Here is a 13009-nt window from a genome sequence, read left to right as displayed (position 1 = left end):
TTTAGCCCTTTCATTTTCCCTATCCTCCCCATTCCCCTATCCCCCCATCCCCCTATCTTGGTAGGATTTAAAACGCTCAATCGCAAATAAAGAAGGTAGAAGCATGGCATCCATCCGCGAGTTGCATCAACAGCTTGTGACTAAAAAGCGATCGGCTGTAGAATTGGCCCAAGAGGCTCTCGATCGCATCGAAACCCTAGAACCGAAGCTCCATAGTTTCTTAGCAGTGATGGGGGAACAGGCGTTAGCCCAAGCGCAAGCTGTTGATGAGAAAATAGCAGCCGGAGAAAAGATCGGGCCGTTGACGGGAATTCCGATCGCCATTAAAGATAATATGTGTACCCCTGGAGTGCCCACTACCTGTGCCTCCAAGATTCTCCAGAACTTCATCCCCCCCTATGAATCCACGGTTACCCAAAAGCTCAAGGATGCAGGAGCGGTGATTGTGGGTAAAACCAACCTGGATGAGTTCGCCATGGGTAGCTCCACAGAAACCTCTGCCTATCAACTCACTGCCAACCCTTGGGATTTAAGCCGCGTTCCGGGGGGTTCATCGGGGGGTTCGGCGGCGGCTGTAGCTGGCTTAGAATGCCCTGTAGCCCTCGGATCGGATACTGGGGGTTCGATTCGCCTTCCGGCTTCGTTTTGCGGCATTGTCGGCTTAAAACCGACCTATGGGTTAGTGTCCCGGTATGGGTTGGTGGCTTATGCTTCATCCCTGGATCAAATCGGGCCTTTTGGGCGCACCGTAGAAGATGCAGCTATTGTCTTAGAGGCGATCGCCGGTTATGATCCCAAAGACTCCACCAGTCTGAATGTGAAAATCCCCCATTATGCCGATTTACTCAAGCCTAACCTCAGATCCAAAGGGCGGTTAAGAATTGGCATCATCACCGAAACCTTTGGCGCAGGACTCGATCCGGAAGTCGATGAAGCCGTCAAAAAAGCCATTAGCCATTTACAAGATTTAGGCGCAGAAATTCAAACGGTGTCTTGTCCCAACTTCCGCTATGGCTTACCCGCCTATTACATTATCGCCCCATCCGAAGCCTCCGCCAACTTAGCCCGCTATGATGGTGTAAAATATGGATTCCGCGCCCCAGAAGGGGATAATCTGCTTTCGATGTATCAACAAACCCGCGCCCAAGGATTTGGCCCAGAAGTCAAACGGCGGATTATGATCGGAACCTATGCCCTATCTGCGGGTTATTATGATGCCTATTATCTCAAAGCCCAAAAGGTACGCACCTTAATTAAACAGGACTTTGAAAAAGCATTCGCTGCGGTTGATTTATTAGTTTCCCCCACTGCTCCCACCACCGCATTTAAGGCAGGTGAAAAAACCCAAGATCCAATTAGTATGTATCTCTCAGATTTAATGACTATTCCTGTCAATTTAGCCGGTTTGCCAGGCTTAAGCCTTCCCTGTGGATTCGATCAACAAGGACTACCCATTGGACTGCAACTGATTGGAGATGTTTTGCGGGAAGATTTGTTACTGCAAGTTGCCCATGCCTACGAGCAAACCACAAGCTGGCATTTAGAACAACCCTCTCTGTAATCCAGACAACTCCGGGGTTGGGTTCTTTTTCTTTACAATTAAGAGAACAGATAGCCACGGGGTTGCTCTTTGTTTGTTGTTATTCCCCCTAAAATCATGTTGATGGCCTTATTGCATCAAGGGTTATGGATTGTCTTGGCTGGTTTGGCGATCGCCTATGGAACCCTATGTTGGTATTTTTCGACTACCCAAACCCGGTTAATTTTTTTCCCCGTAGAAGAAATTACCCGCACCCCAGCCCATATCGGATTAAACTACGAAGAGGTTTGGGTGGAGTCCGTGGAACCGGGAGTTAAGTTACATGGCTGGTGGATTGCCAATTCTGCGAGTAACCGCGTACTGCTCTATCTCCATGGGAACTCCGATAACATTGGCGAGAATGTGTATCACTCCGGGCGATTTTACCATTTAGGGTTTTCCGTTTTCCTCTTCGATTATCGAGGATACGGACAATCTAAGGGAGAATTTCCCACGGAAAAACAGATTTATGAAGACACAGAAACCATCTGGCAATACCTGGTTAACGAGCGGGGGATAGCCCCAGAGCAGATTGTGGTGTATGGTCATTCCCTAGGGGGCGCGATCGCCATCGAATTAGCCACTAAACACCCCCAAATTTCCCATTTAATCATTGAAGGATCGTTTACTTCCCTGCGGCGTATGGGCGATTATCGCTATCCTTTACTCAACCTCTTACCCATCGATCTCTTACTGAAAAATCAGTTTAACTCCCTGTCTAAAGTGCCCCACTTAAAAATGCCCACCCTCTTTATTCATGGACTGCAAGATACTGATGTTCCCCCCTTTATGAGTGAAGAACTTTTTGCGGCTGCGCCTGAACCCAAAAAACTCTGGCTCTTTCCCCCTGGCGCTCATAGCACCGTTGCCCCCTTAGCAGGGGAAGAATACTTTAAAACCGTTCGCGAATTTGTAGAAATGCCTGCTTTTCCTGTTCCAGGATATTATCTGAGTCCCAGCAAATATAGTTGATTGGTTTGGCAATGAGACATACAGCGCTTCGCGCGGTAATGAGGTACAGTCGGAAAAGATCCCCCCAACCCCCCCTTAAAAAGGGGGGCAGTAAAAGTCCCCCTTTTTAAGGGGGATTTAGGGGGATCGAAATGTACCGCATAGCAGCGAAAACTGCTGTAATTGTAGGGGTGAGCTGCCATTTGCCCCTACAGTTTTTTGAGGTTATCGAGTCGCCGCTTTTCCAGGAAACCAAGTCGAAAAAACAGTAGGATTAACTTCTAAATTGCGAATCACGATTATCGCCAGCCAGATATTCCAAATACTGAGGGTTAAAGCAGTGGTTAAGGCGGCTCCCACAATGCCCCAGAGCGGAATAGCAACTGCATTGAGAATCAAATTCATGAAAGCAATACAACCCGAAACCAGCATTAATTGATTTTGATAGCCCGTCATCGATAATAAATTGCCCACTGAACCTGATAAAGCATTAACCAACTGTCCGATAACCAGAATTTTTAAGGCCCAATGGGCTTCGGTAAATTCGGGGCCAAAAATTGCCAGCAGGGGTTTGGCAAAAATGATTAAAATAATTCCGATGGTTATTGATGACCAGAAAATCCAAATTGTAACGGTAGAAATGACTTTTTGTAGTTCTGCTCGATCGCCTTGGGTATGGAGAATGGCAAAAGCGGGAGCAACGACAAGGTTAATGGCTTGCAAGACAAAACTCACCCAGAGGGCAGTTTTGGAAGCGGGGCTATAGATACCGACGGCAGCAGCACCAATAAAGGAACCCAACATCAAAATATCCGTTTGCACCAGCAGTTCTCGGAAGGCACGATAAAGCAGGAGGGGTAGGGAAACTTTTAACCAAGCCCTAGGGGTATAGATGGGATCGGTGGGGATGATTTCGCCATGAAATTTGAACCATACCAGACACCCTTGGAGGGCGATCGCTCCCAGCAGTGTCGCCAAAGCTACCTCAGTCATCGAGATACTGCCCAGAAAATGGCGATCGTGCCAGAGCAGAAACCCCCCAATCAGTACCAGTATTGGCCAAACGACTTTGGTGGGAGTATAAGCGAGAATAATATTTTCCGCCCCCCTAGCCATATCTTCTTGCAATAAAACTAACCCTTGCAAGGGAACCAGCCAAATACCAATCAGTAAAACCGGAGCATAAGAAAAGTGATAGTAATGGTTAACCCCAAAAATTAATCCCGTACCCAACAAACCCAAAAACAAACCCATACCTAACGTGAGTTGCCAACTCCCCAGTACCAGTCCCCGCAGAAGTCCCCACTCCTGCTTCACCCGGTATTCATTAATGAAACGAACGACAGCGCGGGGTAAACCCAGGCTTGCAGGTACAGCTAATAATAAAGACCAAGTGATCACATATTCGTAGATACCATATTCAGTTTTTCCCATCCAGCGAGCCAGAAAAACTTGAACCAGGTAAGCCAGAGTCAACCCCACAAATTGTAAAGCCAAAGCAATAACGCTACTCTTGGCGAGGGTGATAATTTTAACGCTATTTTCCGTTTGAGCCAGGGAAGTTTGAGTCATGCAAAATACGTTGTCATAATTTCTCAGTTTTCGCGTCTAAACGAATTCCACCTTAGAGGAGCAATTAATGGGGGTTGTTTTCAGGGATAAAATTGCGTGCATACATTAAGTTGATTTGATCTATTTTGGGGACTGAATTCTGCCTTTAATCGAGGGAATTATAGCACAAAATCTAAACAAAATTCTATTTGTTTAGCCAAATCTTGAACATGAGGTTCTTCAAGCATAGACCAATGATCTCCACTGACTTCATAACAATCTAAGCCCTCTTGAGCGAATTTTCGCCAGTTTGCGATAAACAAATCGGTCTTTCTTGACTGTTCTTCTTTGGCCTTAAAATAAACCACTTTCCCCGGATAAGGCTTGGCTTCATATTGGCGTTTTGCTTGGTATAAAACCTCAATCAAAGGTAAAATTGCGGGTTCTTGTGACCAAGGGGGCAGTTGACTAATAAACTTTTCTTTGCGCTGGTGTTCTTCTGCGGGAGAGAGAGGAATAAATTTTTCTTCAGGGGAGGAAGAATCTAACAAAGCTAATAAGGCAATATTTTGACCTTGTTTATGGAGTTGCTGCGCCATTTCAAAAATGACTTTTCCGCCAAAAGAATGGGCCAGCAAAAAGTAAGGCCCTTCTGGTTGCACAGACTGAATTTCTGTGAGATAATGTTCTGCCATGGCTTCAATTGTAGTTAAATAAGGTTTTTTTCCATCTAACCCTAGGGCTTGCAGAGCATAAACGGGTAAATCTGAAGGGAGATAATGGGCCAAATTCCGATAAGACAAAATATTACCACCCACCCCATGAACGCAGAATAAAGGAGGTTTCGATCCTTGGGGCTTAATGGCCACTAATGATGACCAAGTTGCTGACCATCCTTCCTGACGTAAAAGATTAGCGAGTTCCTCAATAGTCGGAGCATCAAAAAGAATAGATAGGGGTAAATTGTGGTTAAAGACTTGCTCAATTTTGGCAAATAAGCGCACGGCTAAAAGAGAATGACCGCCCAAGGCAAAAAAGTCATCTTGGATGCCGATAGGTTGAATGTCTAAAATGCTTTCCCAGATCTTGGTTAATTCTAATTCTAATTCATCACGCGGAGCAATAAAGTTGTCTTTTTGACGGGTTAATGATTGGGGAGAAGGTAGATTCCGTCGCTCTAATTTACCGTTAGGATTGCGGGGTAAACTATCTAAGAATACAAAGAAGTTTGGCAGAGCATATTCGGGCAGTTTTTGTGCGATAAAATTGCGAAGTTGTTTTTGCAGTTGATTGGATTCTGCTGGATTTAACCCATGGTGGTTAGGGGCAATATAAGCTACTAAACTATTATCTTTGGGTAAATCATCTCTGGCAATGACTACTGTTTCTTTGACCTCTGGATGCTGATTTAGAGTTGCTTCTATTCCTTCGAGTTCAACTCGAAATCCTCTAATTTTGATCCGGCGATCGCTCCTGCCAACAAACTCTAATATTCCCTCTGGCGAATAACGGGCTAAATCCCCTGTTTTATAAAGGTGAGGAATTCCTGCAAAGGGGTTAAGAATAAATTTCTTTCTGGTTAATTCTGGACGATTGAGATAACTGCATACTTGACGTTTTCCGGCCACGCAGAGTTCACCAATTTCTCCCTCCGTTACGAAATTTAATTGTTCATCGAGCAAGAAAATTTTTGTATCTTCAACAGGCTTTCCTAAAGGGACAATTCCGGTTTTATCTTGGAATTCTTCAGGAATGAGATAATAACTGACTGTTCCGGTTGTCTCGGATTGGGAATACAGATTAATCATTTGGGCATTGTGTTGCAGTTGATAATGCCAATCTTGGGGAATATTCCAAGCCAGGGGTTCTCCGGTTACTAAAATTAATCGCAAGGAATTATTCAGTAACTCAAATCTTACTTGACTTTCTATTTCTTGCAAAAAATCAATACAGAATCGCCAGATGGTTGGCACGGTATCCCAGATGGTTACTTGGGTATTTTTAATGAGTTGGAAAAGCTGTACAGGATCTTGTCGCTGTTGCCGATCGGCGATGACTAATGTTGCGCCTAGAAATAAGGGTAAAAGGGTTTGCCTGACTCCTGCTGAAAAGGCAAAAGAAGCCGTATGTAAGTATTTATCCCTTGGTTCAATTCCCAAAGGCAAGACGATGGAGCGCATATAAGACGATAAGCTATAGTGCGGAATACAAACGGCTTTGGGTTGACCTGTGGAGCCAGATGTATAGACGGCATAAGCTAGATGATTGGAGCTGACTTGATCGGCTGGGTTTTCTATATTTTGTTGGCTGATTTCTGACTGGTTTAAGTCTAGATAAATAAGCCTTATATCTGATTCAGAGGTAATTTTTTCGAGTTCTTTTCGAGTAATGACAACTGGAACTTGGGCATCTTTTAACATAAATGCTAAACGCTCTGCCGGATAGTCAGGGTCTAGGGGTAAATAACCGCTCCCTGCTTTGAGAATGGCCAGAATGGCGATCGCAAATTCGCAAGAGCGGTCTAGGCAAATGCCGATGAGAGTATTGGGTTTGAGTTGAAATTGCTTGAGATAATGGGCTAGTTGGTTGGCTTGCTGATTGAGTTCTCGATAAGTGAGCTGTCGGTGGGAGTCAACTAAGGCGATTGCTTCTGGTCTTTGTTCGACTTGCGCTTCGATTAACTGATGAAAACAGGGTTCTTCGGGATAAGATTTGGGGGCAATAAATTCAACCGGACTCTCTTGAGGTGTCTGGGTTCGACAGGGAAGTAAAACTTCTGCTTCTCCTGTGGTGGTTAGTTCTCCGAGTTGATTTGTGCCTGTAATTTTGACTTTGGCGACAATTCCCGATTCGGAGGCTGTTTTTTTAATTACTGTTCCTTCATACCAAATCGTATCCCCATATAAAACGGGAGCGATCGTTTGTACGGATAAGCGCTTGAGCTGTCCGCGATCGCCCATCCAGTTGGTTAACAAAGGAGATAGCCAAGCAAAGCGCATCACGCTATTATCAAAGGGTGCGGGCATTCCCCGTTGTTTGGCTAAGAGAAAATCTTCATGGTGCTGAGAATTTTTGATTGACCAGCCTGTTATCGGATTTTTAACCGCAGTATGAGGCGTTTTGAGAGTATCGCGATATCCTAAAGATCCTGGACGATAAGAGGGGCCAATTGCTGCTTGCCAACAAATTAAATCGCCTACAGTTAAAGGGCCGCGAATTAAGGGCGGGAGTTTGGTATTATTTTCGACATCTTCTCCCCATAATACGCGATCGCCCCTTCGATTTTCCCCATCTAAGGCTTCACGAATTACCGCCAATTCTTCCTCTGAATATTGGTAAATCGAACGATTGACTAAAAGATCGTTTTCTGTCCGTGCAGCCCAAACTAAGTTGCTTTTAGCTCGACCCACTAATTCTTGGTTTTGATTCCAGTAGCTTGTTTCTGAGAGGATACAAACTAAGGGACGATTTTGACTATCTTTAGATTCGTAAACTCCTGTTTGTTTCGCCGATGCACTTAGGGAATCTCCCACTAAAATCGGGTGAAACCATTCATATTCTAGTTCTCCAATCAAATTGGACATGGATAATTTCATTGGATATCCATGCAGAACCGGGTACAATACGGAAGTCAAGAAAGTTGGGGGTGCAACCAGATTACCATAATCACTCTTTCCAGCATATTCTAGATCGAGCCATAGGGGGTTATCGTCGCTAATTCCATACGCAAAATGTCTGATGGCTTGTGGTGTAACTTCTGTATTCCAGGGTTCTCTTTCTTGAATAACTTTTCCTGTTAGCAACTGAGATTTTTCTATGAACTCGTTAAGTGGACTCTCTATGATTTGACTCATTTTTTGCTTTTGTGTTATCAATTTACTTTAGGCTATTATAGTTTATACTAAAATTGCTTTTTTCTCAATTTCTCTTTAAGGTGACAAAACTCAAGCTGATTTTTATTCCAATTGAGATCCAATCTGTTCAACTTATTCCATCAACCAGAACAATATGAGCAAACTGACTTTGAACCTGATTAAAAAGTCGTTTATCTCCTGTATAAAACTGGGCTTGATAGTGTTCAGACAAGGCAAGATAATGGGCATCATAAGCAGCCGGAAGATTAAACTGTTTGGCTAATTCAACGGCTTTGCAGTGCAATTGCCGATTGCCTTTGAGACTAATCCTCAAATTAAACACATCTTCTAAAGCCATTTGCACTTCATCTTCTTCTAGTTGTCCAGCTTTTCCCATTCGATAAATAGCATTCGTTATTTCATAATAAAAGAGTGTGGGTGCGATAATTTTTTGGTCAGCTACTTGCCATTTTTCCCAAAGCACAATCCAGGGGTCACTCTGAGACTTGCTATTCACTAGACGCACGGCAAAATTAGCATCTATGCAAATGTAATCTGTCATGGTTTCATCTTCTGTTCAAGTGAACAGGCTTCAAAAAGTTCTTGACTTCGTTCTTCTCGCATTTGATGAAATACTTGATCAATAGAATCAGAAAATGTATCTCCTTGCCGTTCCCAAATGGCTTTACTGCGTTTAAGTATTCGCTCTTTAGTCACCTGCCAATTGCGCTTATAGTCTATTTTTTCATGCAGGAAATTCTGCTCTTCTGGGGTAAGTGCATCAATGAGTTGGATAATGGAATCCACTAATTTTGTATTCATGGTTAACTCTCTTGTTTCTACCCAGCAATCCTTAAATTATACCATTTATCTTTAAGGTGACAAGACTCAAGCCGATTTTGAGAATGGTACGATATAATAACTCTCATTGTTGCTTCATGGCAGACTAGATTATGTCTTTCGTAGGATTACATATTCACACCGACTATAGCTTACTCGATGGTGCATCTCAAATTGCCCAACTGGTGAGCAAAGCGCAGGAATTGCAAATGCCCGCGATCGCCATTACGGATCATGGGGTAATGTATGGAGCGATCGAGTTAATTAAAGCCTGTCGTAGCCTCCCAGTCAAACCCATTATTGGTAATGAAATGTATATCATTAATGGGGATATTGAAACCAAATATAAGAAAATCAAGAAATATCACCAATTAGTTTTAACAAAAAACACACAAGGCTACAAGAACTTAGTCAAATTAACTACAATATCTAATTTACAAGGAATTCAAGGTAAAGGAATTTTTGCCCGTCCTTGCATCAATAAAGAACTCCTAGAAAAATATCACGAAGGGCTGATTTTAACCAGTGGCTGTTTAGGCAGCGAAATCCCCCAATTAATCCTCATGGGAGACCGGGAAAAAGCACGAGAAGTTGCCAAATGGTATCAGAATTTATTCCAGGATGATTATTATCTAGAAATTCAAGACCATGGCTCCCAAGAAGACCGAATTGTGAATGTAGAATTGATGAAAATTGGTCAAGAATTGGGGATTAAACTGGTCGCTACCAATGATTCCCACTTTATTTCCTGCTATGATACCGAAGCTCATGACGCTTTGTTGTGCATCAATACTGCGAGTTTAATTACGGATGAGAAGCGGATGCGCTATAGCGGGACGGAGTATCTAAAAACGGCTGAAGAAATGGCATTATTATTCCGGGATCATCTTCCGGATGAGGTGATTCAAGAGGCAATCGCCAATACCCTAGAAGTTGCGTCAAAAGTCGAACACTATCAGGGAATTCTTGGAGAACCCCGCATCCCAGATTATCCCATCCCCAAAGATCATACCCCAGATACCTATGTAGAAAAACAGGCTTGGGATGGACTTTTAGAGCGCTTAGAACTTAAAAGTCGAGATGAACTCAAACCCGCTTATAAAGAGCGACTCGAATATGAACTCAAAATGCTCCAACGCATGGGATTTTCCACCTATTTTCTAGTGGTTTGGGACTATATTAAATTTGCTAGAGATCATAACATTCCCGTGGGGCCAGGTCGCGGATCGGCGGCCGGTTCATTAGTTGCCTATGCCTTAAGAATTACTAACATTGATCCCGTTCACCATGGACTTTTATTCGAGCGATTTTTGAATCCAGAACGGAAATCTATGCCGGATATTGATACCGACTTTTGCATTGAACGCCGGGATCAAGTCATTGAGTATGTAACAGAAAAATATGGTAAAGAACGGGTTGCTCAGATTATTACCTTTAACCGCATGACCTCAAAAGCAGTGCTTAAAGATGTGGCACGAGTTCTCAATATTCCCTATGCAGAAGCGGATCAAATGGCAAAAATGATTCCTGTTTCTAGGGGGAAACCAACAAAATTAAAAATCATGGTTTCCGATCAAACTCCTGCACCAGAATTCAAGCAAAGATATGATACAGAAGACCATGTTCGACGCTGGATAGATATGGCCATGAGAATTGAAGGAACTAACAAAACCTTTGGCGTTCATGCTGCTGGGGTGGTCATTTCTAAAGAACCGTTAGATGAAATTGTCCCCTTACAAAAGAATAATGATGGAGCTGTAATTACTCAATATTCCATGGAAGATATTGAGTCTTTAGGATTGCTGAAAATGGACTTTTTGGGATTGAAAAATTTGACTACTATTCAAAAGGCGTTGGAATATATAGAACGAGATTATGACCGAAAAATTGATCCCTATGATATACCGGCTGAAGAACGCAGAGCGCAAGAAACTTATCTGCGGATCAAAAAATTACCCGAAGATGTCGATAAAACCTATAAAGTGCTGGAAAAAGGAGATTTAGAAGGTATTTTTCAATTGGAATCTTCAGGGATGCGGCAAGTGGTTCGAGAGCTGAAACCCTCTTGTATTGAAGATATTTCTTCCATTCTCGCCCTCTATCGACCGGGGCCCCTGGATGCGGGTCTAATTCCCAAGTTTATTAACCGCAAACATGGGACAGAAAAAATTGTCTATGAACATGAAATGTTAGAACCCATCTTGAATGAAACTTATGCGGTTTTGGTCTATCAAGAACAGATCATGAAAGTGGCTCAGGATTTAGCCGGTTACTCCCTAGGAGAAGCGGACTTACTGCGCCGCGCTATGGGGAAAAAGAAGATGTCAGAAATGCAAAAGCATCGCAATATTTTCATCGATGGAGCTGCCAAAAATGGTATTGATAAAACTATTGCTGAAAATTTGTTCGATCAGATGGTGTTGTTTGCAGAATATTGCTTTAATAAATCCCACTCCACAGCCTATGCGTATGTTACCTACCAAACCGCTTATCTAAAAGCGAATTATCCAGTCGAATATATGGCGGCATTGCTGACTTCTAATAGTGGCGATCAGGATAAAGTTGGTAAATATATTGCCAATTGTCGAGAGATGGGGATATCGATTGAACCGCCAGATATTAATCGATCGGGAGTAGAATTTACACCGACTAAAAAGGGAAGCATTTTATTTGGCTTATCGGCGGTAAAAAATTTAGGACAAGGGGCGATTGATGGTATTTTAAGAGCTAGAGAGGAAGGGGAGTTTAAGGCATTGGCTGATTTGTGCGATCGCGTGGATTTACGAACAGTCAATAACCGCGCCTTAGAGTCTTTAATTAAATGCGGTGCATTTGATAGTTTTGATCCCAATCGCGCCCAACTTTTAGCCGATTTAGAAAAGATTGTCCCTTGGGCCCATAGTCGGGCGAAAGATCGCGAAAGTGGGCCCAATTTATTTGATATGTTGGGGAATACTCCCTTTAGCAGTCAAAACACCAATAGTCGTGCCCATGAAGTTGCCCCTAAAGCTGCTCCAGTGCCAGAAATTACGTTAGCGGACAAGCTGCAAATGGAGAAGGAATTATTGGGTTTTTATGTCTCTGAACATCCCCTAAATTCTGTGGCTAAATTGGCTCAAATGTTAGAGCCAAAACCGATTACTTTAGCTGAATTAGAAGAAGCAAGTAGTCGCAAACCGGTTAAAGTCGTGGTTATGATTACGGAGATTAAGGAAATTACCACGAAGTCAGGTAAGCTAATGGTGATTCTGAATTTAGAAGACTTGACGACGAAGAGTGAAGCTAAGGTTTGGGGAGATGATTATGAACGGGTGAAAACTAATTTGGCAACTGATGTGCCGGTGATTTTGACGGGAAAAGTTAGCCGGTGGAATGAGCAAACGCAACTGACGGTAAGCGAGGCGGAAAAGGTCGATTTAGAAGGGATACAACAGTTAGCAGTAGGTGAGCTGGAATTACCGGTTGAGCCGATAGACTCGAATGCGATAGAGCCGGAAATTCGCCAAAATCCTGCGCCCAAAGTTGGGAGTAAAGGTGCTGAAGTTCCCCAATCTTGGGTTGTGATTAGTCTTTCTTCAGAAGATGCCTCTCAACCGGTGATGCCAAATCGGCTGAAGTTGTTATTAGAGGAGTATTCTGGGCAAAGGAATACGCAAACTTATCCGGTTCTGATTGTGATTAAAGGCGATCTCTCTGAATTTTACCAAGGGGTAAAACTGCCCCGACAATGGCAAATTCAAGATCCGGATGCTCTGGTGGGACGATTGCGCCAAGAACAGGTGGCGGCTGAATTTAAACCGTTAGAGCTGGAAAACTTGCGGGTGTAAGATCAATTAAAAATTAAAAATTAAAAATTAAAAATTACAGTCGATGGGTTTTGGATTTGTAGGGTGGGCATTGCCCACCTTACCTACCCCTACAATTGATTTAACTATCAGAGACTTTTGCCAGTTGAGATTTAACGGCTTGATAAAATCCCAGCACGATTAAAATATTGGAAAGACTTAAGAAAACTTCCGCACCACCATGAAGCCAGTCCACATTGGCTAGGGCTTCATGGTAGACGACTTTGGCATAAATCCCGGCGGGAATCGTTACGCCGACAAATACTAGAGTCATATAAAAGCCAATCAGGGCTAACCGGGGCATTTGTCCAGAGCGGGTAATAAACCATAGGAATCCCAAATAGGGAAACAAGGATATTGCAAATAGGGCATCTTTAGACATGGTTATA

8 protein-coding genes are annotated in these 13009 nt (G+C 43.2%); 3 read left to right on the top strand and 5 right to left on the bottom strand.

The window, feature by feature from the left end; translation table 11 throughout:
- Nucleotides 1-103 precede the first annotated feature (103 nt).
- On the top strand, nt 104-1561 hold the full coding sequence (gatA, locus tag AC3FZD_RS04285) for an Asp-tRNA(Asn)/Glu-tRNA(Gln) amidotransferase subunit GatA (RefSeq protein WP_488738944.1): 1458 nt from the start codon (nt 104-106) through the stop codon (nt 1559-1561).
- Nucleotides 1562-1657: 96 nt separating this feature from the next.
- Nucleotides 1658-2551 (top strand): alpha/beta hydrolase, encoded by an 894-nt coding sequence (locus AC3FZD_RS04280; RefSeq protein ID WP_488738943.1) that lies wholly within the window; start codon nt 1658-1660, stop codon nt 2549-2551.
- Between the two features lie 204 nt (nt 2552-2755).
- Here the strand turns inward: AC3FZD_RS04280 and AC3FZD_RS04275 are convergent, their stop codons facing one another.
- The 4 genes from AC3FZD_RS04275 to AC3FZD_RS04260 form a co-directional block, all read right to left on the bottom strand.
- Entirely contained in the window at nt 2756-4102 is a 1347-nt protein-coding gene (locus tag AC3FZD_RS04275; protein WP_488738942.1) for a flippase, read from the bottom strand.
- Nucleotides 4103-4260: 158 nt separating this feature from the next.
- Nucleotides 4261-7935 (bottom strand): amino acid adenylation domain-containing protein, encoded by a 3675-nt coding sequence (locus AC3FZD_RS04270; RefSeq protein WP_488738941.1) that lies wholly within the window; start codon nt 7933-7935, stop codon nt 4261-4263.
- Between the two features lie 127 nt (nt 7936-8062).
- Nucleotides 8063-8497 (bottom strand): type II toxin-antitoxin system VapC family toxin, encoded by a 435-nt coding sequence (locus tag AC3FZD_RS04265; RefSeq protein ID WP_488738940.1) that lies wholly within the window; start codon nt 8495-8497, stop codon nt 8063-8065.
- On the bottom strand, nt 8494-8757 hold the full coding sequence (locus AC3FZD_RS04260; protein WP_488738939.1) for a hypothetical protein: 264 nt from the start codon (nt 8755-8757) through the stop codon (nt 8494-8496). Before AC3FZD_RS04260 ends, AC3FZD_RS04265 begins: the two co-directional genes overlap by 4 nt.
- Before the next feature lie 131 nt (nt 8758-8888).
- Here AC3FZD_RS04260 and AC3FZD_RS04255 point away from each other — a divergent pair, with 131 nt between their 5' ends.
- Nucleotides 8889-12602 carry a DNA polymerase III subunit alpha gene (locus tag AC3FZD_RS04255; protein WP_488738938.1) on the top strand — a complete coding sequence of 1238 codons (3714 nt, stop codon included), beginning with the start codon at nt 8889-8891 and terminating at the stop codon, nt 12600-12602.
- A 100-nt stretch (nt 12603-12702) separates the two neighbouring features.
- Here AC3FZD_RS04255 and AC3FZD_RS04250 read toward each other — a convergent pair whose 3' ends face one another.
- Nucleotides 12703-13002, bottom strand: a complete 300-nt coding sequence (locus AC3FZD_RS04250) for a DUF3593 domain-containing protein (RefSeq protein WP_488738937.1) — start codon at nt 13000-13002, stop codon at nt 12703-12705.
- Between the last annotated feature and the right edge of the window lie 7 nt (nt 13003-13009).

The sequence above is a fragment of the Roseofilum sp. KMC-1 genome (assembly GCF_057802075.1).
The sequence above is the reverse complement of the archived record's forward strand: the minus strand, read 5'-3'. Positions and strand labels throughout refer to the sequence as shown.

Bases quoted from the DNA above. Each gene is read 5' to 3' on its own strand.
- gatA (WP_488738944.1), top strand. From the start codon at position 104: ATGGCATCCATCCGCGAGTTGCATCAACAGCTTGTGACTAAAAAGCGA.
- AC3FZD_RS04280 (WP_488738943.1), top strand. From the start codon at position 1,658: ATGTTGATGGCCTTATTGCATCAAGGGTTATGGATTGTCTTGGCTGGT.
- AC3FZD_RS04275 (WP_488738942.1), bottom strand. From the start codon at position 4,102: ATGACTCAAACTTCCCTGGCTCAAACGGAAAATAGCGTTAAAATTATC.
- AC3FZD_RS04270 (WP_488738941.1), bottom strand. From the start codon at position 7,935: ATGAGTCAAATCATAGAGAGTCCACTTAACGAGTTCATAGAAAAATCT.
- AC3FZD_RS04265 (WP_488738940.1), bottom strand. From the start codon at position 8,497: ATGACAGATTACATTTGCATAGATGCTAATTTTGCCGTGCGTCTAGTG.
- AC3FZD_RS04260 (WP_488738939.1), bottom strand. From the start codon at position 8,757: ATGAATACAAAATTAGTGGATTCCATTATCCAACTCATTGATGCACTT.
- AC3FZD_RS04255 (WP_488738938.1), top strand. From the start codon at position 8,889: ATGTCTTTCGTAGGATTACATATTCACACCGACTATAGCTTACTCGAT.
- AC3FZD_RS04250 (WP_488738937.1), bottom strand. From the start codon at position 13,002: ATGTCTAAAGATGCCCTATTTGCAATATCCTTGTTTCCCTATTTGGGA.